23 protein-coding genes are annotated in these 24,504 nt (G+C 73.5%); 10 read left to right on the forward strand and 13 right to left on the reverse strand.

Annotated elements, in window-relative coordinates; all coding sequences use genetic code 11:
- Positions 1–9 precede the first annotated feature (9 nt).
- From OG455_RS39315 to OG455_RS39325, 3 genes are all read left to right on the forward strand, one after another.
- Positions 10–738, forward strand: coding sequence for a type 1 glutamine amidotransferase (locus OG455_RS39315; protein ID WP_266301563.1), 729 nt, complete (start codon positions 10–12; stop codon positions 736–738).
- 387 nt (positions 739–1,125) lie between these two features.
- A complete protein-coding gene (locus OG455_RS39320; protein ID WP_266301564.1) occupies positions 1,126–2,151 on the forward strand; it encodes a 6-phosphofructokinase in 1,026 nt (341 codons plus the stop codon).
- A gap of 235 nt (positions 2,152–2,386) precedes the next feature.
- Positions 2,387–3,352, forward strand: a complete 966-nt coding sequence (locus OG455_RS39325; protein WP_266301837.1) for a cytochrome c oxidase assembly protein — start codon at positions 2,387–2,389, stop codon at positions 3,350–3,352.
- A gap of 93 nt (positions 3,353–3,445) precedes the next feature.
- Here OG455_RS39325 and OG455_RS39330 read toward each other — a convergent pair whose 3' ends face one another.
- The 6 genes from OG455_RS39330 to OG455_RS39355 all read right to left on the reverse strand — a co-directional run bounded on the left by OG455_RS39330 (position 3,446) and on the right by OG455_RS39355 (position 8,229).
- Positions 3,446–4,258, reverse strand: a complete 813-nt coding sequence (locus tag OG455_RS39330) for an urease accessory protein UreD (protein WP_266301565.1) — start codon at positions 4,256–4,258, stop codon at positions 3,446–3,448.
- A 44-nt stretch (positions 4,259–4,302) separates the two neighbouring features.
- Positions 4,303–4,959, reverse strand: coding sequence for an urease accessory protein UreG (ureG, locus tag OG455_RS39335; RefSeq protein WP_266301838.1), 657 nt, complete (start codon positions 4,957–4,959; stop codon positions 4,303–4,305).
- Positions 4,960–5,062: 103 nt separating this feature from the next.
- Entirely contained in the window at positions 5,063–5,788 is a 726-nt protein-coding gene (locus OG455_RS39340; protein ID WP_266301566.1) for an urease accessory protein UreF, read from the reverse strand.
- Positions 5,788–7,527 carry an urease subunit alpha gene (locus OG455_RS39345; protein ID WP_266301567.1) on the reverse strand — a complete coding sequence of 580 codons (1,740 nt, stop codon included), beginning with the start codon at positions 7,525–7,527 and terminating at the stop codon, positions 5,788–5,790. The genes OG455_RS39340 and OG455_RS39345 overlap by 1 nt, the downstream gene beginning before the upstream one ends.
- Complete coding sequence (locus OG455_RS39350; protein WP_266301839.1) at positions 7,520–7,831, reverse strand: urease subunit beta; 312 nt, start codon at positions 7,829–7,831, stop codon at positions 7,520–7,522. Before OG455_RS39350 ends, OG455_RS39345 begins: the two co-directional genes overlap by 8 nt.
- Before the next feature lie 95 nt (positions 7,832–7,926).
- The gene (locus OG455_RS39355; RefSeq protein ID WP_266301568.1) at positions 7,927–8,229 is read right to left on the reverse strand and encodes an urease subunit gamma; all 303 of its coding nucleotides are present in this window, start codon (positions 8,227–8,229) and stop codon (positions 7,927–7,929) included.
- 310 nt (positions 8,230–8,539) lie between these two features.
- Between OG455_RS39355 and OG455_RS39360 the strand changes: the two genes are divergently transcribed.
- Entirely contained in the window at positions 8,540–9,208 is a 669-nt protein-coding gene (locus OG455_RS39360) for a phosphoribosyltransferase (protein ID WP_266301569.1), read from the forward strand.
- 164 nt (positions 9,209–9,372) lie between these two features.
- On the forward strand, positions 9,373–10,830 hold the full coding sequence (locus tag OG455_RS39365) for a catalase (RefSeq protein ID WP_266301570.1): 1,458 nt from the start codon (positions 9,373–9,375) through the stop codon (positions 10,828–10,830).
- Between the two features lie 119 nt (positions 10,831–10,949).
- Here the strand turns inward: OG455_RS39365 and OG455_RS39370 are convergent, their stop codons facing one another.
- The 4 genes from OG455_RS39370 to OG455_RS39385 all read right to left on the reverse strand — a co-directional run bounded on the left by OG455_RS39370 (position 10,950) and on the right by OG455_RS39385 (position 12,840).
- Positions 10,950–11,681: a GNAT family N-acetyltransferase gene (locus OG455_RS39370; protein WP_266301571.1), complete on the reverse strand. Its 732-nt coding sequence runs from the start codon at positions 11,679–11,681 to the stop codon at positions 10,950–10,952.
- A 173-nt stretch (positions 11,682–11,854) separates the two neighbouring features.
- Positions 11,855–12,028: a CsbD family protein gene (locus OG455_RS39375; protein ID WP_266301572.1), complete on the reverse strand. Its 174-nt coding sequence runs from the start codon at positions 12,026–12,028 to the stop codon at positions 11,855–11,857.
- 133 nt (positions 12,029–12,161) lie between these two features.
- Positions 12,162–12,476 (reverse strand): hypothetical protein, encoded by a 315-nt coding sequence (locus OG455_RS39380; protein WP_266301573.1) that lies wholly within the window; start codon positions 12,474–12,476, stop codon positions 12,162–12,164.
- A gap of 139 nt (positions 12,477–12,615) precedes the next feature.
- Positions 12,616–12,840: a DUF6458 family protein gene (locus OG455_RS39385; protein WP_266301574.1), complete on the reverse strand. Its 225-nt coding sequence runs from the start codon at positions 12,838–12,840 to the stop codon at positions 12,616–12,618.
- Between the two features lie 205 nt (positions 12,841–13,045).
- Between OG455_RS39385 and OG455_RS39390 the strand changes: the two genes are divergently transcribed.
- Positions 13,046–13,285 (forward strand): DUF6296 family protein, encoded by a 240-nt coding sequence (locus OG455_RS39390; RefSeq protein ID WP_266301575.1) that lies wholly within the window; start codon positions 13,046–13,048, stop codon positions 13,283–13,285.
- A 39-nt stretch (positions 13,286–13,324) separates the two neighbouring features.
- Here OG455_RS39390 and OG455_RS39395 read toward each other — a convergent pair whose 3' ends face one another.
- Positions 13,325–14,221 carry a SigB/SigF/SigG family RNA polymerase sigma factor gene (locus tag OG455_RS39395; RefSeq protein ID WP_266301576.1) on the reverse strand — a complete coding sequence of 299 codons (897 nt, stop codon included), beginning with the start codon at positions 14,219–14,221 and terminating at the stop codon, positions 13,325–13,327.
- 448 nt (positions 14,222–14,669) lie between these two features.
- Here OG455_RS39395 and OG455_RS39400 point away from each other — a divergent pair, with 448 nt between their 5' ends.
- The 3 genes from OG455_RS39400 to OG455_RS39410 all read left to right on the forward strand — a co-directional run bounded on the left by OG455_RS39400 (position 14,670) and on the right by OG455_RS39410 (position 22,194).
- Entirely contained in the window at positions 14,670–14,888 is a 219-nt protein-coding gene (locus tag OG455_RS39400) for a hypothetical protein (RefSeq protein WP_266301577.1), read from the forward strand.
- 222 nt (positions 14,889–15,110) lie between these two features.
- Positions 15,111–19,688 (forward strand): HAMP domain-containing protein, encoded by a 4,578-nt coding sequence (locus OG455_RS39405; protein ID WP_266301578.1) that lies wholly within the window; start codon positions 15,111–15,113, stop codon positions 19,686–19,688.
- A 73-nt stretch (positions 19,689–19,761) separates the two neighbouring features.
- Positions 19,762–22,194 (forward strand): SpoIIE family protein phosphatase, encoded by a 2,433-nt coding sequence (locus tag OG455_RS39410; RefSeq protein ID WP_266301579.1) that lies wholly within the window; start codon positions 19,762–19,764, stop codon positions 22,192–22,194.
- Here OG455_RS39410 and OG455_RS39415 read toward each other — a convergent pair.
- Both OG455_RS39415 and OG455_RS39420 read right to left on the reverse strand, forming a co-directional pair.
- On the reverse strand, positions 22,181–22,774 hold the full coding sequence (locus tag OG455_RS39415; RefSeq protein ID WP_266301580.1) for an SRPBCC family protein: 594 nt from the start codon (positions 22,772–22,774) through the stop codon (positions 22,181–22,183). The two genes, OG455_RS39410 and OG455_RS39415, sit on opposite strands and share 14 nt — an antisense overlap.
- Positions 22,774–23,310, reverse strand: coding sequence for a gamma carbonic anhydrase family protein (locus OG455_RS39420; protein ID WP_266301581.1), 537 nt, complete (start codon positions 23,308–23,310; stop codon positions 22,774–22,776). The genes OG455_RS39415 and OG455_RS39420 overlap by 1 nt, the downstream gene beginning before the upstream one ends.
- Positions 23,311–23,728: 418 nt before the next feature.
- Here OG455_RS39420 and OG455_RS39425 point away from each other — a divergent pair, with 418 nt between their 5' ends.
- Positions 23,729–24,502 (forward strand): DUF1266 domain-containing protein, encoded by a 774-nt coding sequence (locus tag OG455_RS39425; protein WP_266301582.1) that lies wholly within the window; start codon positions 23,729–23,731, stop codon positions 24,500–24,502.
- The last annotated feature ends 2 nt before the right edge of the window (positions 24,503–24,504 follow it).

Consider the following 24,504-nt stretch of genomic DNA (forward strand, 5'->3'; position numbering starts at 1 on the left):
CCCTCCAGGATGAGCGACAGCAGCCTGCGGCTGGTCTGGATCTACCCGGACCTGCTCAGCACCTACGGCGACCGCGGCAACGCGCTGGTCGTGGAGCGCCGGGCCCGCCAGCGCGGGCTGAACGTGCAGCGGGTCGACGTGCGCTCCGACCAGCCGATCCCGACCAGCGGCGACATCTACCTGATCGGCGGCGGTGAGGACCGCCCGCAGCGGCTGGCCGCCGAGCGGCTGCGGCTGGACTCCGGGCTGCCGCGCGCGGTGGACAACGGCGCGATCGTCTTCTCGGTCTGCGCGGGCTACCAGATCCTGGGCCACGAGTTCATCAACGACCTGGGCCAGCGCGAGCCGGGCCTGGGCCTGCTGGACGTCTGGTCCACCCGCGGCGAGGGCGCCCGCAGCGTCGGCGACGTGCTGGCCGAGCCCGACCCGCGACTGGGCCTGCCGACCCTGACCGGCTTCGAGAACCACCAGGGCGTGACGCACCTGGGCCAGGGCGTGGCCCCGCTGGCGCAGGTCAGCGCGGGCGGCGGCAACGGCGACGGGAACGGCACCGAGGGCGCCTGGCGGGACACCGTCTTCGGCACCTACCTGCACGGCCCGGTGATGGCCCGCAACCCCGCGGTCGCGGACCTGCTGATCAAGCTGGCGCTGGACGTCAACGCGCTCCCGCCGGCCGACACCACCTGGTACGACGCGCTGCGCGCCGAGCGGATCGCCGCCACCCGCCAGCCCGCCTGACCCTCCCCGGCCCGGGCCGCGTTCGAGTCATCGTCGATCGGCCTGGGCCACCCTCGGTCGTGCTGAGCGTTCGTCAGCCGACCCAAGTGAACGTTTCCCGCCCGCCGGGTGTCCAGCATCCGGCGGCAGGAGATTCCACGTCGCGAAATTGCGACAATAAGCTCGTCGGATGCAACCCTCCTCGGCAGCCGGCACATTCGCGCGGGCGCGCCGACGACGCCGCCCCCGTGCCTGCTCCCGCCCGGCCGGAGGTGGGGGCCGCTAAGATCAGCTTCGGGTCGATTTGTCCGATTCTGACCCCGCCCTTCCAAGGTGGTAGTCCGGCCGTCCGGTTCCTCCCCCCAGCCTGGCGGCTGGGTGGTGCCCCCAGGGGAGTTGCAAGAAACAATGCGTATTGGTGTGCTGACCAGCGGCGGCGACTGCCCCGGCCTGAACGCCGTGATCCGTTCCGTGGTCCACCGGGGGGTGGTCGACCACGGCGACGAGATCATCGGCTTCCAGGACGGCTGGCGAGGCCTTCTCGAAGGTGTCCACCGCCCGCTGACCCTCGACTCGGTCAGCGGCATCCTGGCCCAGGGCGGCACGATCCTGGGTTCCTCCCGCGTCCAGCCCAGCCACCTGCGCGACGGCGTGGAACGGGCCAAGCGCTACTGCGCCGACCTCGGCATCGAGGCGGTGATCCCGATCGGCGGCGAGGGCACCCTCAAGGCCGCCAAGCTGATGAGCGACGCGGGCCTGCCGGTGGTCGGCGTGCCGAAGACCATCGACAACGACATCGCCTGCACCGATGTCACCTTCGGCTTCGACACCGCCGTCTCGGTCGCCACCGAGGCGCTGGACCGGCTGAAGACCACGGCCGAGTCGCACCAGCGGGTCATGGTGGTCGAGGTGATGGGCCGGCACACCGGCTGGATCGCGCTCAACGCCGGCATGGCCGCCGGGGCCCACGCGATCGTGGTGCCGGAGCGTCCGTTCCACATCGACAAGCTCACCCAGGTGGTCCGCGAGCGCTTCGAGCGCGGCAAGAAGTTCGCCATCGTGGTCTGCGCCGAGGGCGCCAAGCCCGAGGCCGGCACCATGCACTGGGAAGAGGGCACCAAGGACATCTACGGCCACGAGCGGTTCACCGGCATCGCCACCCAGCTCTCCGGCGAGCTGGAGCACCGCCTGGGCAAGGAGGCCCGCCCGGTGATCCTCGGCCACACCCAGCGCGGCGGCACCCCCACCGCCTACGACCGGGTGCTGGCCACCCGCTTCGGCTGGCACGCGGTCGAGGCCGCGCACAAGGGCGCCTTCGGGCACATCACCGCGCTGCAGGGCACCCAGATCAACCTGGTGCCGCTGGGCGAGGCGGTGGCGGACCTCAAGACGGTGCCGGCCGAGCGCTACGTCGAGGCCGAGATGGTCATCTGACCCGCTCCCCTCGGCCCAGCACGCTCCGATGCCCTGCCTCCCGGCGGGGCATCAGGCTTCTCCACCACGGCCCGTACACGCTGGTCCCGCGACCGGGCGCCGGAGCCCCGGGGGTGCCCGCGGCCGGCCGGTAGGGCGCCCGTAGTCTGGATGCCGACGAAAAACGGACGAACCGGACCCGAACGGGCCCCGGGGTCCGCTGGCACGACGGAAAGCGGGACCGCCGATGGACGGTATGTCGGGGATGCACCACGGGGACGGGCTCGGCCCGTTCTCGCTCCACGCGGTGCTCACCTGGTCGCCTGACTGGCCGTTCCTGCTGGGCTGCCTGGTGGCGCTGGGCCTGTACGGCACCGGCGTGGTCCGGCTGGTGCGGCGCGGCGACCGCTGGCCGATCGGCCGCAGCGTGGCCTGGACCCTCGGGGTGCTGACCATCGTCGCGGTGACCTGCTCGGGGTTGAACGACTACGGCATGGTGCTGTTCAGCGCGCACATGATGCAGCACATGGTGCTCAGCATGCTGTCGCCGATCCTGCTGCTGCTCGGCGCACCGATCACCCTGGCGCTGCGGGCGCTGCGCCCGGCCGGCAAGGGCCGCCCGCGCGGGCCGCGTGAGCTGCTGGTGGCGCTGCTGCACAGCCGGTACGTGAAGGTGCTCTCGCACCCGGCCTTCACCATCCCGCTCTTCATCGCGAGCCTCTACGGCCTCTACTTCACCCCGCTCTTCGACAGCCTGATGCAGTCGCGGATCGGGCACATCGCGATGATGGTCCACTTCCTGGCGGCCGGCCTGCTCTTCTTCTGGCCGATCATGGGCGTGGACCCGGGTCCGAACCGCCCGGGGCACGTGATGCGGATCATCGAGCTCTTCATGGGGATGCCGTTCCACGCCTTCTTCGGGGTGGCGGTGATGATGGCGACCAGCCCGCTGGTGACCACCTTCAACGCGGCGATGGCCCCGCCCGGCACCGACCTGATGGCCGACCAGAAGATGGCCGGCGGGATCACCTGGGCGTTCGGCGAGATCCCGACCGCCGTGGTGCTGATCGCGCTGGTCTTCCAGTGGGCCAAGTCCGAGCAGCGGCACGCCGTGCGCACCGACCGGGCCGCCGAGCGCGACGGGGACGCGGAGCTGGTCGCGTACAACGCCTACCTGGCCGCGCTGGAGCAGCGCGGCAACCGGTCGGCCCCGGCGGGCTGAGCCGCCACTCGCCCCGAAGGACCCCGTTCGCCGCACCGGCGGGCGGGGTCCTTCGCCGTCGGGGCGGCCTCGGCGGGGCGGGGCGGGGCGGCACTAGGCGCCGAGCAGCTGCCGCAGCACCAGGGCGTCCGGCGCGAGCGCGACCAGCAGGTGTGCGGCGGTGCCGGGCAGCGCCAGCAGCGCGCACTCGCCGGGCGGTGGCGACGGGCGGGCGGGCTCGGGGGCGGGGGCAGGCTCGGAGGCGGAGGCGGGGGCGGGCTCGGGGGCGGGGAGTCCGACGGTGAGCAGGTGGCCGGCGGTGCGGTGCGGGCCCAGTGCGGCCGGGCCGTCCCAGGCCGGTGCGCCCGGGCCGAGGTCGGTCTGCTGGTCGAGGACCAGCCGCCCGTCCTGACGGACGGTCAGCCGGGAGGTGACCCGGCCGGGGACGCCGTGCGCGGCCCAGTCGTGGTGGCGGCCCAGCACCAGCTCCTCGCGCAGCCGCAGCGCCGCACCCGCCGCCAGCCGGATCCGGGTGTGCTGGACCAGGTGGCTCCCGGCGGCGGCGACCACCGGCTCGGGGAGCCATTCGAGCAGGCCGCCCGCCGCCACGTCGAGGTCGAGCGTCCAGTGGGCCGGCCCGTCCCCGGGCAGGCTGACGGTGGCCGCGACGCTGGTGACCCGCAGCCGCGCACCAGGACCGACCCGCACCCGCACGGCCAGCCGGTCCCCGCCCAGCGGCGCCGCCATCGCGCCGATCAGCGCGACCTCGGCGGCCGGGCCGCCGGTGCGCAGCCGGCGCAGCGCCAGCGGTCCCGCACCCACCAGGGCGGGCAGCGCGGTGCGGCCGCGCTCGTCGCACACCGCGTGGATCCGCGCGGTGGGGACGGCCTCCGGCGGCGGGGGCGCCACGGCCGGGGCCGTCCCCACCTGCGCCTCCACCGCTCCTGGGACGGCCCCCGAGGCGCTCGCGCTCACCCCCGGCCCCAGGCCGCCAACCGCGCGCGGACCCAGGCGGCGACCTCCGCCACCCCGCCCTCCCGGGCCAGCGAGCAGAACACCACCGGCAGTTCGCCGCGCTGCGCCCGGGCGTCGCGGGCCATCACCGCGAGGTCGGCGCCGACCAGCGGGGCCAGGTCCGTCTTGTTGACCACCAGCAGGTCGGCCGTGCGGACCCCGGGGCCGCCCTTGCGCGGGATCTTGTCACCCCCGGCCACGTCGATCACGAAGATCTGCGCGTCCACCAGGCCCCGGCTGAAGGTGGCGGTGAGGTTGTCGCCGCCGGACTCGACCAGCACCAGGTCCAGCGGTCCGACGCTCGCCTCCAGTTCCTCGACCGCCTCCAGGTTGGCCGAGATGTCGTCGCGGATCGCGGTGTGCGGGCAGCAGCCGGTGGCCACGGCGGTGATCCGCTCGGGCGGCAGCACGGCGTGGCGGAGCAGGAACTCGGCGTCCTCGGTGGTGTAGATGTCGTTGGTCACCACCGCCAACGAGAACCGGTCGCGCAGCTCGCGGCAGAGCGCGGCGACGGTCGCGGTCTTGCCGGAGCCGACCGGGCCGCCGAGCCCGATCCGCAGCGCGCGCCGGGGCCGTTCGGCCGGCCGGGAGCCGTCGGTGGGCCGGGGCAGCAGGTCGGACCGGGGCGGGACGCCGGGCCAGGTGGTCGCCGCGGCGACGACGGGGGCCGCAGGGGCGGCGGTGGCGACGGGGGCGCCGAATTCGTCGGTCGCATGGTCACGATGCAAAGAGTTTCACCTTCCACGAGTCGTGCCGCTCGGCGTAGAGGTCGAGCAGCGGGGCCGAGGCGCAGGGCAGCAGGTCGACATCGCCCGCCTGGAGAGCCAGCGCGGCGGCCTCGGCGGCGGTGGCGGCGACCGCGTCCACGGCCGGTGTCAGCCGGGCGAGCACCGCGACCACCTGGTAGGGGTCCAGGCCGAGCAGCCGCACCGCCGCGGTGGCCGGGCCGTTGACGCTCTCGTGCGCCGCGGCCACGGCGGCCTGGTCCGGGGTCAGCCCGGCCGCCCTGGCGACCAGGCCGAGGACCACGCTGTGCTGGGTCGCGCCGACCGCGGCCCGGTCGGGGCCGGGCGCGAGATCGGAGTCCACGGCGGGGCCGGGGTCGTCGGGCCAGCAGGCGCGGGCCGCGCGCAGCAGTTGCCGCCCCAGCCGCCGACCCGCCGCCCGCAGGGCGGGCGAGGGGGTACGGGCCTCGGCCGCCGCGTCCAGCTCCGCCGGGTCGAACCCGCCGGCCGCGGCCGCCGCCAGGCCCGCGGCGGTCAGGCCCGCGGTGTGCAGACGACCCGTCAGAAAGCGCTCCAGCGTGGCGATGTCGTGCACCGCACCGGCGGTGACGGCCGCCTCGACGCCGCCGGAGTGCGCGTGCCCGCCGGCCGGGAACCGTCCGTCCGCGAGCAGCAGCAGCGTCGCGGTCCTTGCGAGCCCCTCCGGCGGCACGGCCATCAGAAGAGGAAGTACCGCTGGGCCAGGGGCAGTTCGGCGACCGGCTCGGGCACCACCAGCTCGCCGTCGATGGTCACCCGGAAGCTGTCGGGCGCCACCTTGACGTCCGGCCGGGCGCTGTTGTTGACCATCTGGTCCTTGGTCACCGACCGGGTGTCCCGGATCGCGCGGAACTCCTTGCCCAGGCCGAGCCGTTCGGGCAGTCCATCGGCCAACGCCTGCTGCGAGGTGAAGTTGACCGAGTTGGCCGCCGGGGCCCGGCCGACGCCGCCGAACATGGGTCTGGGCAGCAGCGGTTGAGGTGTCGGGATGGAGGCGTTGGCATCACCCAGCTGCGCCCAGGCGATCTGGCCGCCCTTGAGCACCAGGTCCGGCTTCACCCCGAAGAAGGCCGGGTGCCAGAGCACCAGGTCGGCGAGCTTGCCCGCCGCGACCGAGCCGACCTCGTGGTCGATGCCCTGGGCCACGGCCGGGTTGACGGTGTACTTGGCGACATAGCGCCTGGCCCGGACGTTGTCCGCGCGCCCGTCCCCGGGCAGCGGGCCGCGCCGCCGCTTCATGCAGTGCGCGGTCTGCCAGGTGCGGCTGATCACCTCGCCGATCCGCCCCATCGCCTGCGAGTCCGAGCTGATGATCGAGATCGCGCCGAGGTCGTGCAGGATGTCCTCGGCCGCGATGGTGCTGGGCCGGATCCGCGACTCGGCGAAGGCCAGGTCCTCCGGGACGGCCGGGTTGAGGTGGTGGCAGACCATCAGCATGTCGAGGTGCTCGTCGATCGTGTTGACGGTGTGCGGGCGGGTCGGATTGGTGGAGCTCGGCAGGATGTTGAGCTCGCTGACCACCGTGATGATGTCGGGCGCGTGACCGCCCCCCGCGCCCTCGGCGTGGTAGGCGTGCACCCCGCGCCCGGCGATCGCGGCGAGGGTGTCGGCGACGAATCCCGCCTCGTTCAGCGTGTCGGTGTGCAGGGAGAGCTGGGCCCCGGTGGCCTCGCAGACCCGCAGGCAGGCGTCGATCGCCGCCGGGGTGGCGCCCCAGTCCTCGTGGATCTTGAACCCGATCGCGCCGGCCCGCAGTTGCGCGTGCAGCGCCGCCGGGTTGACGGTGCTGCCCTTGGCCGTCAGCCCGAGGTTGACCGGCGCCCCGTCCAGCGCGGCGAACATCCGGGCCAGGTGCCAGCCGCCGGGGGTGACGGTGGTGGCCTTGGTCCCTTCGGCCGGCCCGGTGCCGCCGCCGATCAGCGTGGTGAGCCCCGAGCCGACCGCCTCTTGGACCAACTGCGGTGCGGTGAAGTGCACATGCGCGTCGATCCCGCCCGCGGTGAGGATCCGGCCGTTGCCGGCGATCACCTCGGTCTCCGGACCGATCACCAGCCCGGGGTGCACGCCGTCCATGGTCTCCGGGTTGCCGGCCTTGCCGAGCGCGACGATCCGTCCGTCGCGGATGCCGATGTCTGCCTTGACGATCCCCCAGTGGTCCAGTACCACCGCACCGGTGATCACCGTGTCCGGTGCGCCCTCGGCCCGGGTGGCGCGGCTCTGCCCCATCGACTCGCGGATCACCTTGCCGCCGCCGAACACGACCTCGTCGCCGCCCGCGCAGAGGTCCTGCTCGACCTCGATCAACAGGTCGGTGTCGGCCAGCCGGATCCGGTCGCCGGTGGTCGGTCCGTACAGCTCGGCGTACCGCTCCCGGGAGAGCAGCAGCCGCCGGCCGGAGCGCTCCGCGCGGTCAGCCATCGAGGCGCCCCGCGACCGCGCCGCGCAGTCCGTGCACCTCGCGGCGGCCGCCCAGCGGCACCACCGCGACCTCGACGGGGATGCCCGGTTCGAAGCGGACGGCGGTGCCCGCCGGGATGTTCAGCCGCTGCCCGTAGGCGGCTTCGCGGTCGAACTCCAGGCCCGGGTTGGCCTCGGCGAAGTGGTAGTGCGAGCCGACCTGCACCGGGCGGTCCGCGAGGTTGCGCACCCGCAGCAGGGTGACCGGGCGGTCCCCGTTGAGAGTGATCTCGCCTTCGCCACAGAGGATCTGACCAGGAATCAGCTCTTCGACCGGCGGGGCGGCGGGCGAGTCGGCAGGCTGGGCGGCGGGTGCGGCGGTGGGCCGGCCCGGGGTCGGGGTCGGTGCTGTCGGGCCGGTCACTGGATCGGCCCGTGGACGGTGACCAGCTTGGTGCCGTCCGGGAACGTGGCCTCGACCTGGACGTCCGGGATCATCTCGGCGATCCCGTCCATCACATCGGCCCGGCCGAGCACCCGCCGCCCGGATTGCATGAGTTCGGCCACGCTGCGGCCGTCCCTCGCGCCCTCCAGCAGGTGGGAGGTGATGATGGCGATCGCCTCCGGATGGTTGAGCCGCAGGCCGCGGGCCTGCCGGGCCCGGGCCACCTCGGCGGCGACATGGATCAGCAGGCGTTCCTGCTCATGGGGGGTGAGCCTCATCTGCGCGCACCTCAAGGGGAGTTCAGAGGGCGCGGACACAGCGCTGTGCCGCGTGGGGGGCGAATCTCGTGGCCGTAACCGTAGCGGACCCGCGCCCCGCTGGGGAGGGCGCCTGATCGCGTGTCGCGGGTTCGTGCCCCGCGCCGGGGCGGCCCCGCGGCGGCCCGCACCGCTGGTTCCCCGGATCGGGTGACGGCGGCGGACGGAGGTCCCGCTCACCCGGGAGGGTGAGCGGGACCCTCCCCGCTACGGGGGCGCCCCCCGGCGGCCGGTTGGTGGCAGGCTGGAGGGGCTGGCAGGAGTGATCGCGATGACGGTGTTCCACAGCGGCACACACCAGGGACGGACCTTCCGGGACCGCGCCGAGGCCGGGCTGCGGCTGGGCGAACGGGTGCTGGAGTGGCGTGCCGACGACCCGGTGGTGATCGGGCTGCCCAGGGGCGGCGTCCCGGTGGCCCACCAGGTGGCCAGGATGCTGGGCGCGCCCCTGGACATCCTGGTGGTCCGCAAGATCGGCGCGCCCGACCAGCCCGAACTCGCGCTCGGCGCCGTCGGCGAGGGCGGCATCCGGCTCTTCAACCACGACATCGTCACCGCCCTCGGCATCGGCCCCCGCCGCCTGGAGCAGCTGGCCGACGCGACCGCCGCCGAGGTCGCCGAGCGGACCGAGCGGCTGCGCGGGCCGGTTCCGGCGCTCGACTGGGCCGGGCGGACGGTGGTGCTGGTGGACGACGGCGTCGCGACCGGCGCGACCGTGCGCGCCGCGATGGCGGTGCTGCGCCGCCACGAGGTGGGCGCGCTGCTGCTGGCCGTCCCGGTCACCGCGCCCGAGGCGCTGCGGGTGCTCGGCCCGCTCGCCGACGACCTGGTCTGCCTGACCGCGCCGGCGGCGTTCCGCTCCGTCGGCGAGTACTACGCGGACTTCACGCAGACCACCGACCAGGAGGTGCGGCGCCTGCTGGCGGACGCGCGGCGGTGACGGCGGGCGGTGACGGCTGGCGGTGGCGGCGGGCGGTGGCAACAGGCGGCGGTGATGGGCGGCGGTGATGGGCGGTGACGCTGGGTGGCGATCCCGGTTGTGGGGTGACCGGAGCGGTGTTTCAGTCGTACACAGCCGCCGTAGAGCCAAGGAGGACTCCCCCCATGTCCGAGTCAGCGGTCCCCCACACCACCAACAACGCCGGTGTCCCGGTCGAGAGCGACGCCGATTCGCTCACCGCGGGCCCGGTCGGCCCGATCCTGCTGCACGACCACTACCTGATCGAGAAGATGGCCCAGTTCAACCGCGAGCGGGTGCCCGAGCGGGTGGTGCACGCCAAGGGCGGCGGCGCCTACGGCGTCTTCCAGGTGACCAACGACGTCAGCCGCTACACCAAGGCGGACCTGTTCCAGCCCGGCAAGAAGACCGACCTGCTGGTCCGCTTCTCGACGGTGGCCGGCGAGCTGGGCACCCCGGACACCTGGCGCGACCCGCGCGGCTTCGCCGTGAAGTTCTACACCGAGCAGGGCAACTACGACCTGGTCGGGAACAACACGCCGGTCTTCTTCGTCCGCGACCCGATCAAGTTCCAGGACTTCATCCGCTCGCAGAAGCGGCGCCCCGACACCCACCTGCGCGACAACGACATGCAGTGGGACTTCTGGACCCTCTCCCCCGAGTCGGCGCACCAGGTCACCTGGCTGATGGGCGACCGCGGAGTCCCCAAGAGCTGGCGCCACATGAACGGCTACGGCTCGCACACCTACCTGTGGGCGAACGCCGAAGGTCAGAAGTACTGGATCAAGTACCACTTCAAGACCGACCAGGGCATCGACTTCCTGCCCCAGGCGGAGGCCGACCGGATCGCCGGGCTCGATCCCGACACCCACCTGCGCGACCTCTACCAGTCGATCGAGGGCGCCCAGTACCCGTCCTGGACCCTGCACGTGCAGGTGATGCCCTTCGACGAGGCGTGGAACTACCGGTTCAACCCGTTCGACCTGACCAAGGTGTGGCCGCACGGCGACTATCCCCTGATCGAGGTCGGGCGGATGACGCTCAACCGCAACCCCGAGAACTACCACGTCCACATCGAGCAGGCCGCCTTCGAACCGTCCAACCTGGTGCCGGGCATCGGCGTCTCGCCGGACAAGATGCTGCTCGGGCGGATCTTCTCCTACCCCGACACCCACCGCTACCGGATCGGCCCCAACTACGCGCAGCTGCCGCCGAACCGCGCGCACGTGCCGGTGCACTCCTACGCCAAGGACGGCCCGATGCGCTTCGAGGCCTCGCGCGCCGCGACGCCGTACGCGCCGAACTCCTACGGCGGGCCGGCCGCCGACGCCGCCCTCTGGGGCGAGCCGCTGGGCTGGGAGGTCTCCGGGCGGATGGTCCGCGCGCCCTACCCCCCGCACGCGGAGGACGACGACTGGGGGCAGGCGGGCACCCTGGTCCGCCAGGTGATGGATGACGCGGCCCGCGACCGACTGGTGTCCAACGTGGCCGGGCACCTCGCCAACGGGGTGAGCGAACCGGTGCTGGAGCGGGCGTTCCAGTACTGGCGCCACATCGACAAGGCGACCGGTGACCGGATCTCGGCGGCGGTGCGGAAGAAGTAGGCGCGCCTGGCGACAGCGGTGCGAGCGCCCGCCCGGCTCCCGATGGGGAGGCCAGGCGGGCGCTCGCGTCGTGGCGTCGGGCGCGGGTCCCGGATCCGGATCCGGGGCAGGGGCAGGGTTCAGACGCCGGCGGGGGTGTCGGCCGGGGCTTCGGCGAGCTGGATGCTGAGCTGGGTGCCCAGCTCGCGGAAGCCGAGCCGCTCGGCGACGCGCCGGGAGGCGGACACCCGGGCCCGCCACTGCGGCAGCAGCCCGGCGGCCAGGGCGTGGGCGGTGGCCGCCGTGGCGGTGGCGCCGGCCAGGCCGCCGGAGCGGTGCGCGGTGTCCGTGAGCACGCACAGGTGCGCCGCCCGGCCGGGCCAGGTGCGGTAACCGGTGGCCGCGATGACCCGGCCCGCCTCGTCCAGCACCGCGAAGGCCGGTGAGGTGATCTCGTCCAGGCCGCACTCGGCCGCGTCCTCCTCGCTCACCCGGGCGATCAGCGCCTGGACGGCCGGGTGGTCGGGCGACAGCTCGGTCACCGTCCACCCGGAGCCGTCCACGGGGCGCAGGTCGCCCGGTGCCAGGTAGGCGAGGGCGGCCGGTCCGAGCACCCGGGCCGCCGCGAGCTCGGTGCCGAGCGCGAGCGGGTCGACGCCGGCGGCCAGCGCGGTGCGGATCCGCTCGGCGGCCGCCTCGTCCGGCGCGGTGATCAGCGCACCGCCCCCGAGCAGCACCACGCCCACCCACCCGGGCGGGCAGAGGCCCGAGTCGGGCGAGACGAGGACGGCGGGAACGGTCACCCCGGCGGGCGCCTTGGCCAGGTCGAGCCAGAGGCGCTCCGCGCGATGGAGAAGATCATCGGTGGTCACGCGCTCATCGTGGCACGGGGCGCCACGCCGGCGCCGCTGGTTTTTCCGCCGGCCGCCGGCCGCCGGCCGCTGGTCCCCTGGTTCTCCGCCGGACCGCACCGGCACCCCCGCCGCCTGCGTGCCGGGACCCGCACCGTCGAGCAGTGCGGGTCCCGGCACGCAGGCGGCGGTGCTCAGTCCTTGAAGGCGTCCTTGATCTTCTCGCCCGCCTGCTTGACGTCGCCCTTCGCCTGGTCGGCCTTTCCCTCAGCCGTCAGGCGCTCGTTGCCGACCGCCTTGCCGACCGCCTCCTTGGCCTTGCCCTTGCCCTTCTCCGCCAGGTTCCGGGCCTTGTCCTCGCCGCTCATGGTCGGTCCTCTCCTCGGTCCGGCCCGGTGGCGGTCACCACCGGGATCACCACCCGTCTGCCCCGTGAAGCCGCGCTCACACCCGGGCAAAGCGGTTTATCTCGGGCAGCCGCCCGTCAGGCGCCGGTCGGTCTCAGGTCGTGTCGATGGACGTGACGGCCGGCTGCCCCAACAGGGCGGCGTGCTCGTCGAAGCCCGCCTCGCCCAGCGCCCGCGCCGCGATCGCCAGGGCGCTGTGCTCGGCCTCGGCGCTGTCCTCGGCCTCGACCTCCAGGCGCAGGGTGAAGACGGGCTCGCCCTCGTGCAGGGTCAGCACCTCCAGGTCCTGCGGGTCCGCACCCACCTCGCGTGGGTCGGTGCCCCGCAAGGCGTGGAGCAGACGCCCCCGCCCGGTGGGGGTGAGATCGCGCCGGAAGGTTCCGGGAAGCGAGATGACGAACTTGGTCATGGCCTACGGCCCTCCGTTCCAGTGGCGGGAGTGCCCCGCCGGATTCCGTGCTCGCGGGATTTCGTGCCCGCGGAATTGCGTGCTCGCGACCGGCCGGCAGCCGGCCCCGCGGGGCGGATCCACCGCCCGCGGGGACGCGTCACGGCTCGTCGTAGTACCGCCGCTCCACCACCTCGTCCGCTCCCGGGCGTCCCGAGAAGCGACGGCGCCGGAAGACGTTCACATAGGTGATCAGCCCGAGCAGGCTCGCGGCCATCAGGATCCAACCCACCGCGTGGACGTTCATGCCGGACAGGTGCCAGTTGACCCCGAAGGCCAGGACCGCGCCCAGGGCGAACAGGAGAACGCAACCGCCGATGCCCATGCCATTCACTCCTTGCCGCGTCGCTCTCCCGGCCGACCCGGGTGGCGGCCCGTCGGTGCGGGCATCCCGCCGTCTGCCCCGGCCGCGGCGACTGACACCTGGCGAACCGGGCGGTTTGCGCGGCGCCGAGTGGGACAGACGCGAGCCGCCGGGCAGGCCGCGCCGGCACGGACAAGGGGTCCGAGCAGCCGAGGAAGGACTGGTCATGGGGTCACTGAAGCGCTACGAACTGACGTTCAGCGGCGGACGGGCGGGACAGGTGCCGCAGCGGGACGCCGTCGTGGTGGCGGTCACCGGGATGACCGGTCCCGGCGGGCATCCGGTGTACTCGGACGCCTCGGGCATCGTGCGGGCCGAGATCAGCGACCGCGACGAGGTGCGGATGCTGGCCAGCGGCGGCCGGCAGTCGCTGCGCCGCCCGGTCCGGATCGAGCCGCTGAGCTGAGTCGGCGGTGCCGCGTCCCGGAGCCCGGCACGCGCCAGGTCACTCCTCGACGAGCAGCGCGGTGCGCAGGCCGGTGAGGATCCGCGCCAGCAGGCGCGAGACGTGCATCTGGGTGACCCCGAGCTCGCGGCCGATCTCCGCCTGGGTGAGCTCGGCGCCGAAGCGCAGCGACAGGATCCGGCGATCGCGTGCGGGCAGCGCGACGATCAACGGCCTCAGGGTCTCGTGGTGCAGCACGGCCTCGAAGGCCGGGTCCTCGACGAGCAGGCGGTCGGTCGGCACCGAGCCGCCGCCCCGCTCGTCACCGGCGGGCGCGTCCAGCGAGCGGGCGCTCTGGGCGCCTGCCGCTGTCCGGGCCTCGGCCACCTCCGGCTCACCGACCCCGAGGTGCCGAGCGATCTCGGCGGTGGTGGGCACCCGGTCGAGCCCCCGCCCCAGCTCGTCCTCGGCCCTGGCCAGCGCCAGGCGCAGCTCCTGCAGGCGGCGCGGCACGTGCACCATCCAGCCCGTGTCCCGGAAGAAGCGCTTGATCTCACCGGTGATGGTCGGCAGCGCGAAGGTCGAGAACTCGACGTCGTAGCCCGGGTCGAAGCGGTCGATGGCCTTGATCAGGCCGATCGTGCCGACCTGGACGATGTCCTCCATCGGCTCGCTGCGCGCCCGGTAGCGGCCGGCGGCGAACTTCACCAGTGCCATGTTCAGCTCGATCAGCGTGCCGCGGATGTAGGAGTACTCGGCCGTGCCCTCCTCCGCCTCGCGCAGGCGGGCGAAGAGCGTCTTCGACAGCAGCCGCGCGTCGGCCGGGCTCACCGCGCCCGGGTCGGTGATCACGGGCAGGTCCGCCGCCGCGTCGGCGACCGCGCGGGGCGGGAGCGGCTCCTGCCACGCACCGGCGGACGGAAGCACGGACGAGGCTGCGAAGTTCGTGGTCGACATGACTCTCCTTCTCGTTCGCTCATCACGCACGCGCGCACGCGCGCACGGACACACGGGCAGTGGGCCCCGGGAGCTCGGGTCTGCGGTGGACCTTCACCCGGGTGGGCCTTCACCCGCCCCCGGCCGGGCGAGCCGGAGGGGACGAATTCGGACCATCCTTGTAGAATCGCACATTCCCGACGCCGCTGTCACGCGCGCCCGCCTGCTGAAGGCCTTGGGGCCGGACGTGATGCGGGCGGGGATCCCCGCGCCGGCAGAGGTCGGACCGGACCCGGAATGCCGAGCCCCCGGCCGGGTAGGCGCCCCTCGCGGGAATATCCGGCGCGCAGGACGCGCACCGCGGCCCCCAGGGCCACCTGCGACCGGCGCCACCAGACCGGCGCCACCAGACCGGCGCCACCAGATCAGCGCCACCAGACCGGCGCCACCAGGAGTCAGGAGAGTCAGGATGCCCACCGTCCCAGTACCGCCCGATCCCGACATCGGACCGCTGCCGGCCCCCGGTCCCGACCCGGTGCCGCCCACCCCCACGCCGCCGCGGCCGGGCGAGCCGCACCCCGTCGACCCCGAACCGCCGCGGCCCGTCCCGCCCTACCCGCCGCAACCCGGGCCCGGCCCGCTGCCGCCGGGCCCGGCCGCCTCAGCGGTGCCGCCCATCGGCGGCTGACTCCCCGACCGACCGCGGCGGCGGCGCCGTGGTGGTCGGCCGCGTCAGTTTCCGGCTCCGGCCAGGAGTTCGCCCATCGCGGAGGGGGTGCTGTACCGTCCCGGACGGTACGTTCAGATGTCCGGACCAGTCCTGGCAAGGCCGTTGGCCGAGCGCGGGGCACGGCCGGACGTGGCCGTGGCGGGCCGATGGCCTGACGCTCTACGAGGAAGGCGGCGCCCGATGGCCGGCTCGACCAAGCCCCGGACCGCACAGCGCGACGAGGGCGACGGCGCGGCCCAGGTCGGCGAACCGGATCTGCGCCGCCTGCTGGCCGGACTGACCGCCGTACGGGACGGGGACTTCGGGACCAGGCTGCCCGACGACGCGGACGGCCTGCTGGGTGAGATCGCCACCGTCTTCAACGGGATGGTCGACCAGCTCTCGCTCTTCACCTCCGAAGTGACCCGGGTGGCGCGCGAGGTGGGCACCGACGGTCGGCTGGGCGGCCAGGCCGAGGTGCCGGGGGTCTCCGGGACCTGGAAGGACCTGACCGACTCCGTCAACGCGATGGCGGGCAACCTCACCAGCCAGGTCCGTGACATCGCGCAGGTGGCCACGGCGGTGGCCAAGGGCGACCTGTCGCAGAAGATCGACGTGGCCGCGCGCGGCGAGATCCTGGAGCTGAAGAACACCGTCAACACCATGGTCGACCAGCTCTCGGCCTTCGCCGACGAGGTCACCCGGGTGGCGCGCGAGGTCGGCAGCGAGGGGCGGCTCGGGGGCCAGGCGCTGGTGCCCGGGGTCGCCGGCACCTGGCGCGACCTGACCGACTCCGTCAACTTCATGGCCGGCAACCTCACCGACCAGGTCCGCAACATCGCCCAGGTCACCACGGCGGTGGCCAAGGGCGACCTGTCGCAGAAGATCACGGTCGACGCCCGGGGCGAGATCCTGGAGCTGAAGAACACCGTCAACACCATGGTCGACCAGCTCTCGGCCTTCGCCGACGAGGTGACCCGGATGGCGCGGGACGTCGGCACCGAGGGCATCCTGGGCGGCCAGGCCGATGTGAAGGGCGTCTCGGGCACCTGGCGCGACCTGACCGACTCGGTCAACTTCATGGCCGGCAATCTGACGGCCCAGGTCCGCTCGATCGCCCAGGTCGCCACGGCGGTGGCCGACGGCGACCTGTCGCAGAAGATCAACGTCACCGCGCGCGGCGAGATCCTGGAGCTGAAGGAGACCATCAACACGATGGTCGACCAGCTCTCCTCCTTCGCGGGCGAGGTGACCCGGGTGGCCCGCGAGGTCGGCACCGAGGGGCGCCTGGGCGGCCAGGCCGACGTGCGCGACGTCTCCGGCACCTGGCGGGACCTGACCGAGTCGGTCAACGTGATGGCGGACAACCTCACCGCGCAGGTCCGCTCGATCGCCGAGGTGACCACCGCCGTGGCCCAGGGCGACCTGACCCAGAAGATCAGGGTGGACGCGCGCGGCGAGATCCTGGAGCTGAAGGAGACCATCAACACGATGGTCGACCAGCTCTCCGCGTTCGCCGACGAGGTGACCCGGGTGGCCCGCGAGGTCGGCACCGAGGGCAACCTCGGGGGCCAGGCCACCGTCCGCGGCGCCTCGGGCACCTGGAAGGACCTCACCGACAACGTCAACGTGATGGCCTCCAACCTCACCGGCCAGGTCCGCTCGATCGCCCAGGTCGCCACGGCGGTGGCCAAGGGCGACCTGTCGCAGAAGATCAACGTGGAGGCCAAGGGCGAGGTCGCCGCGCTCGCCGGGGTGATCAACACGATGGTGGACACGCTCTCCGCGTTCGCCGACGAGGTGACCCGGGTGGCCCGCGAAGTGGGCACCGAGGGCACCCTCGGGGGCCAGGCCCGGGTGCCGAACGTGGCCGGCACCTGGAAGGACCTCACCGACAACGTCAACTTCATGGCCCACAACCTGACCAGCCAGGTCCGCAACATCGCCCAGGTCACCACGGCGGTGGCCCGCGGCGACCTCACCCGCAAGATCGACGTGGACGCCCGCGGCGAGATCCTCGAACTCAAGACCACCATCAACACCATGGTCGACCAGCTGAGCGCCTTCGCCGCCGAGGTGACCCGGGTGGCCAGGGAGGTCGGCAGCGAGGGCCGGCTCGGCGGCCAGGCGGAGGTCGAGGGCGTCTCGGGCACCTGGAAGCGGCTGACCGAGAACGTCAACGAGCTGGCCGGCAACCTGACCCGCCAGGTCCGCGCCATCGCCGAGGTCACCAGCGCGGTGGCGGCCGGCGACCTGACCCGCTCGATCACCGTGGACGCCTCCGGCGAGGTCGCCGACCTCAAGGACAACATCAACTTCATGGTCGAGTCGCTGCGCGAGACCACCAGGGCGAACGAGGAGCAGGACTGGCTCAAGTCCAACCTCGCCCGGATCTCCGGCCTGATGCAGGGCCGCCGCGACCTCACCGTGGTCGCCGAGCTGATCATGGACGAGCTCACCCCGCTGGTCTCCGCCCAGTACGGCGCCTTCTTCCTCGCCGAGGACAGCGCCGACACCGTCTCCCTCAACCTGATCGGCTCCTACGCCTTCGCGCCCGACTCCACGCCCACCCGCTTCAAGCTCGGTGAGTCCTTCGTCGGCCAGGCCGCCCGCAGCCGGCGCACGATCGCCGTCAACGACCTGCCCGCGGGCTACGTGAGCGTCTCCTCGGGCCTGGGGCGCGCCGAGCCCGTCTCGCTGGTGGTGCTGCCGATCGTGGTCGAGGAGCAGGTGCTGGGGGTCATCGAGCTCGCCACCGTGCACAGCTTCACCCCCGTCCACCGCGCCTTCCTCGAACAGCTGATGGAGACCATCGGCGTCAACGTCAACACCATCGTCGCCAACGCCCGCACCGACGAGCTGCTCGGCGAGTCCCAGCGCCTCACCTCCGAGCTCCAGGTCCGCTCGGCCGAACTGCAGTCCCGGCAGGAGGAGTTGCAGTCCTCCAACGCCGAACTGGAGGAGAAGGCCGCACTGCTGGCCACCCAGAACCGCGACATCGAGACCAAGAACCTGGAGATCGAGCAGGCCCGCCAGGAGCTGGAGGACCGCGCGCACCAGCTCTCGCTGGCCTCCACCTACAAGTCGGAGTTCCTGGCCAACATGAGCCACGAACTGCGCACCCCGCTCAACAGCCTGCTGATCCTGGCGCAGTTGCTGGCGCAGAACCCCACCCGGAACCTGACGGCCAAGCAGGTCGAGTACGCGGGCATCATCCACTCCGCCGGCTCCGACCTGCTGCAGCTCATCAACGACATCCTCGACCTCTCCAAGGTCGAGGCCGGAAAGATGGACGTCACGCCCGAGCGCATCCCGCTGCGCAAGCTGCTGGACTACGTCGAGGCGACCTTCCGGCCGCTGACCACCCAGAAGAGCCTGACCTTCACCGTGGCGACCTCGACCGCGGTGCCCACCGAGCTGCTCACCGACGACTACCGGCTGCGCCAGGTGCTGCGCAACCTGCTCTCCAACGCCGTCAAGTTCACCGAGAAGGGCGGCGTCGAGCTGCGCATCGAACTGGCGGACGCGGCGCGGGTGCCGGAGGTGGCCCGCCGCGAGGACGGTCCGGTCATCGCCTTCCACGTCGTGGACACCGGGATCGGCATCGCGCCCCAGCACCTGGAGAGCGTCTTCGGGGCCTTCCAGCAGGCCGACGGGACGACCAGCCGCAAGTACGGCGGAACCGGCCTGGGCCTGTCGATCAGCCGCGAGATCGCCTTCCTGCTCGGCGGCGCCATCACGGCCGAGAGCGCGCCCGGCCAGGGCAGCACCTTCAGCCTCTACCTTCCCGCCGCCCGCCCGGACTTCGTCGAGCTGAACGCCCAGAACTCGCGGGCGGTCCTGGAGGCCGGACCGGCCGAGGCAGCCGCGCAGGGCCAGGAGAACCCGGTGGCGAGCGCGGCCGCGGTGGAGGCCCTCCAGCCCAAGCGGCTGCTGGTGATCGAGGAGCGGCCGCGCGGCCTGCTCTCGCTGGTGGCGGAGAGCGCCGTCGCCGACCTGGCGGGGCACCCCGGTCCGGGCGACCCGCGCGGGACGGTGGAGGTCATCACCACGGTCGGCGCGCAGGAGGCGGCGGCCACGCTGGCGGCGCTGCCCTGCCACTGCGTCGTCCTGGAACTCGACCTGCCCGACGGCGCCGCGCTGAGCTTCCTGGAGGAGATGGGGCGCGACACCGCGCTGCACAACGTGCCCGTCCTGGCGCACAACAACCGGCGGCTGGGTGTCGAGCAGGAGCGGCTGCTGCAGCAGCGCGCCTCCGCGCAGCCGCTGGAACTCCTCTCCAGCCTCGACGAGCTGCGCGAGCGCATCGCCCTGCACCTGAGCGCGGACCAGCCGGGCGACGTGCTGCCGCTGGTGCGCAGCGAGGACGCGGCCGACCCCCTCCCCCAGGACGTCTCCGGCTCCCTGACCGGCCGCACCGTGCTCGTGGTCGACGACGACGACCGCAACCTCTACGCGCTCACCGGCATCCTGGAGCTGCACGGCATGCGGGTCCTGCAGGCCGAGAACGGCCGTGCCGCGATCGGCACCCTCACCGCCAACCCGGGCATCGACCTGATCCTGATGGACGTCATGATGCCCGAGATGGACGGCTACGCCGCCACCGCGGCCATCCGCGCGATGCCGGCCCACACCGGCCTGCCGATCATCGCGGTGACCGCCAAGGCCATGATCGGCGACCGGGAGAAGAGCATCGCCTCCGGGGCCAGCGACTACGTCACCAAGCCGGTGGACGCGGGCGACCTGGTCGCCCGGATCGAGAGGTGGCTGCTGCCCTAGAAACCGTCCGGCCGTGTCCGGGCCTTCCCCCGACGCGACGACCACCGACGACCCGCCAGCCGAGGAGAGACCGATGCGCGACCACCAGCCACCTCGGGAGGTCGACGGCGCGGCCGCCCTGGCCTCGTCAGCCGTCGTCGCGCAGCGCGGACGGGGCGGCCGGGCCGACCAGCAGGCGGTGGGCCCGGCGGACACCGGTGTCATCGGCCGGCTGACGGCCACCGTCGACCGGTTGCGCCGCGAGCTCACCCGGGCGCAGGCCGAGGCCGACGGGCGGGCGCTGGTGGAGCTGGCCAAGGGGATCCTGGTCGAGCGGCTCGGCTACGGGCCCTCGGAGGCGGCCCGCCAGCTGGAGGACCTGGCCGCCCAGTCGAACCTGGCCGTCCTGGAGCTGGCCGCGGACCTGGTCAACCAGGCCTCGCACGACCGCATCGCCGACGTCGCCCGCGACTTCGTGGCCGCCGCGGGCGAACCGTCGGCGGCCCTGCGCCTGCGCAGCGCCGAGACGGGCATCCTGGTCGCCGACGACGTGCAGGCCGTCGCGCAGTCCGCGCTCGAACACGCGCTGCGCCCGCTCGGAGCGCAGGCCGTGGCGATCTGGGCGGCCAACGCCGACCAGTCGCTGACCCTGGCGGGCAGCGCCGGATTCGCCGACGCGGAGGCGGCCCGCTGGCGCCACGTGCCGCCCGGCGTGCCCACCCCGGCGCGCCAGGCGCTGACCGAGCGGGCGCCGGCGCTGTACGACTCGCTCCTCGCGGCAGGTCTGCCCTCCATCGGCCAGCGCGAGCTGACCGGCGGGCGGCTGGCCGTGCCGGCCGGGGTCGGCGGCCGGGTCACCGGCGTGCTGGAGATCTGCTGGCCCGCTGCCCTGCCCGTCTGGTCGCAGTCGCTGCAGCGGCAGTTCGAGGCCCTCGCCGAGCTGTGCGCCACCGCGCTGGAGTCGCGCCCGACCCGCGAGAGGGAGCGCGAGGGCGACTCCGGAACGGCCGAGCTGCTGGAGCTGGTCCGCGGGCTGCAGGATCCCTGCCTCGTGCTGCAGCCCGTCTTCGACGCCGCGGAGCTGCCCACCGACTACCTGATCAAGTACGTCAACCCGGGATTCGTGGACTTCGCGGGGCGGCCGCGCAGCGCCGTGGCCGGCGCGCGGCTCCTGGAGGTCTACCCGCTGGCCGCCGGGGCGGACGGGCTCTTCGAGAAGGTCGAGCACGTGCTGGCGACCGGCGAGTCCTTCCGCTCGGCGCGGATGAACCTCTCGGCCGTGGTCGACGGGGTCCCGCTCACCACCGAGGCCAACGTGGGCATCAGCCGGCACGGCTCGAACGTGGTGGTCCTGTGGCGGACGGCGGACGGCACCGCCCGGGTCGCCAGCCTGCTCCAGCACGCGCAGCGGCTGGGCCGGATCGGCGGCTTCGAGGAGAACCTGCACACCCACGAGATCGCCTGGAACGACACCCTGTTCGACCTGCACGGCCTGCCACCCACCGCCGAGCCCTTCTCGATCGAGCACCTGGCCGCCCACGCGCACCCGGACGACGAGAACGCCATCGGCCGGTTCCTGCGCACGCTGCTGCACCACCAGCGCCCCGCGTCCACCGCGTTCCGCCTCAAGCGGGCCGACGGCATCGCCCGCCACATCCGGGTGGTCGCCGAACCGGTGCTGGACGACCGCGCCCGCCTGGTCGCCGTCCGGGGCGCCTACCAGGACGTCTCCGCCCAGCACTGGACGGAGGTGGCGCTGGCCGCCACCCGCGACCAGCTCGCCCAGAGCGAGGAGCAGTCCGCCGAACGCAGCCGCCTGGCGCTGCAGTTGCAGCACGCCATCATGCCGCCCAGCCGCGGGCCACTGGACCTGCACGACCTGCGGGTGGCCGTCCGCTACCGCCCCGCCGAGAAGGACCACCTGGTCGGCGGCGACTGGTACGACGCGATCGCCCTGCCCACCGGCCGGGTCCTGCTCTGCGTCGGCGACGTGGCCGGGCACGGCATCGAGGCCGCCACCGGCATGGTCGCCCTGCGCAACGCCCTGCGCGGCCTGGCCGCGACCGGGGCCGGCCCGGCCCAACTACTGGCCTGGCTCAACACGGTGACCCACCACCTGACCGACAACGTCACCGCCACCGCCGTCTGCGCCCTCTACGAGCCGCGGACCCACCTGCTGCGCTGGGCCAGGGCCGGGCACCTGCCCCCCGTCCTGCTGCGCGACGGCGTGGCGAGCGAACTCCCCTCCCTCAGCGGGATCCTGCTCGGCGCGATCGACCAGGCCGAGTACGCGGAGGGCGAGATCCGGCTGGCGGCCGGCGACACCCTGATGATGTACACGGACGGTCTGATCGAACGCCGGGACCGCTCCCTTCAGGAGTCGCTGGACGACCTGCTCACCACCGCCCAGCAGCCGCAGGGCGCGGACGACCTGGGCGAACTTGAGCACCGGCTCGACCACCTGCTGCGGTACAGCAGCGCCGACACCGACGACGACACCTGCCTGATCGGCGTCACGGTCCGCTGAGCGGTTCGCCGGCGGTGCCGGTGCCCTGGTGGCCCGCGGTTCGGCCGGCGCCGGCCGTCCGGCCGGCGGCCGCCGTCTCCGCGATCCTGGCCAGGGTGGTGCGCATGCCGGCGCGGTTGACCTCGATCCGGCGCTCGGTGCCGGTGCCGGCGAAGAGCAGGCCCAGCAGGTGGGCGAGCCGGGCGCCCCGGCCCGTGCGCAGGTCCTGCCAGGACTCGGTGAGCCGGGTGCCCGTGCCCTCGGGCTCGAAGCGGTAGCCCCAGCGGGCGATCGGCAGGCCGAGGACGCCCACGTCGAAGACGAAGGCGGCGCCCTGCCGCGCTTCGAGGACCCGCCCCGTGGTGAACCAGGCGAACGGCCCGCGCCGGTTGAAGCCGACGAACCGGGTGCCCGCCCTGGCCGGCACCTGGGCCGGCCAGACCCGGCGGCACTCCGGGCTCCAGCGGCCCATCCGCCGTAGATCGCTCACCAGCGCGTAGACGGCTGCCGGGGCGGCGTCCACCAGGATGCTCTCCGTCAGCGTCGGCGGTGCCGGTGCTGGTGCCGGTGCCGTTGCTCGGGGCGGTGGCTGGGGCGGCATCAGGAGCGCTGCCCGTCGAAGACCGCGGCGTGGGCCTCGGCCAGCAGCAGGTAGCCCTCGGCGTTCGCCTTGATGCCGGCCGCCTCCTCCTCGGTGAGCGGGCGGCGGACCTTGGCGGGCACGCCGGCCACCAGCGAACCGGGCGGCACCACGGCGCCCTGGGTCACCACGGCCCCGGCCGCCACCAGCGAACCGCGGCCGATCCGGGCGCCGTTGAGCACCCGCGCGCCCATGCCGACCAGCACGTCGTCCTCGACCGCGCAACCGTGCAGCACGGCGTTGTGCCCCACCGTGACCCGCTCGCCGACCACCAGCGGGAAGCCGGGATCGGCGTGCAGGGTGCAGTTGTCCTGGATGTTGGAGTCCGCCCCGACCGCGATCTCCTCGGCGTCCCCGCGCAGCACGGCCTGGTACCAGACGCTCGCCCGCGGCCCCAGCCGGACCGCGCCGACCACCACGGCCGTCGGCGCGACGAACGCCGTCGGATCCACCCGCGGCTCGCGCCCTCCCACGCCGGCGATCAATGCCTCGGCCATGACGCACCACTCCCCACTTCGCCTGCTCCGCCTGCCTGGTGCCCCGGAGGTCCGGGGCTCCGACGGCCCTCACCCTACCGAGGAGTAGTCGCGGGCCGGACCCCGGGCGGCGGGACGCTTCACGGGAGTACTTCGCGGGCTACGGGACGATCGGCCGGGCGGGGTGCGGCCACCTGACAGCCTCACGGCCCGGCGAGCAGCGCGCGGATGAACAGCGGCGGCGTGCGGCGGCGGCCCGCATACGGCACCGTGCGGAACTCCGTAGTTCTACCGATGTCCCCGCGCGCGCTGTCCGGGAGCATCGAGGTACGGCGTCGAGGCGGGATCCATCCCGGCCCTCCGCCGGACTGACGTGCCATCAACCAGGGTCCGGCCATCGCCGGCACCGGACAGATCGAACGCGGAGTAGCGCAAACGCATGGGTATTTTCGGCTCGATCAAGGGCTTTTTCGCCTTCAACTACAACATCCTGGCCGACGCGCCGACGCTGACCGCCGAGCAGGAACGCGGCCTGGCGCTCGGCGCGGTGTACGCGAGCGAGGGCGATCTGCCGATCAACGCCCTGACGATGGAGGCCGACGCCAGGACCGCCGCCAAGGTGCTGCACGGACCGTGGGGCGTGGTGGACACCGAGTCCGCCCGGGAGAGCTACCAGTACCTGCTCACCAGCGGGCACCGCGGGATCTACCAGGTGGTGCGTCCCTACCTGGCGGAGCTCGGGGCCGTGAAGAAGCGCAGCGAGTACGTCGCGGTCCAGCGGCGCGCGGCGCAGGAGCTGCCCGAGGTGGCGCAGCGGCACCAGCTCGCCCCGCAGGACCTGCTGCGGCACTTCAACGGCTACGCCGGCACCATCTACGAGGTGAAGCGCAACCTCCCCGAGCAGTACCCGAAGTCGATCGCGGGCTGGGACGCGGCTCGCGTGGTCCACGTCAGCCGGCTCTTCCTGGACGCCGGGTTCATCGAGCCGGACGAGGCCTGGGCGGCGATCGCGCAGGCGGTGCGGCTGGCGCGCGCCGAGCACACGTCCTGGGCCGAGTTCAACGGCGGCTTCCTCTTCGGCCGCGCGTTCTGGCAGATGGGCCTGTCCGGAGCGAACGCGGAGAAGATCGGTCGGGATGCCTCGACGTTCCAGTTCAACGCCGAACGCCTGCTCACCCGCGAGGACAGCCCCTGGGTCCGGCTCCCCTGGTAGCC

Origin of the sequence: Kitasatospora sp. NBC_01287 (assembly GCF_026340565.1) — a bacterium.
GTDB lineage: Bacteria > Actinomycetota > Actinomycetes > Streptomycetales > Streptomycetaceae > Kitasatospora.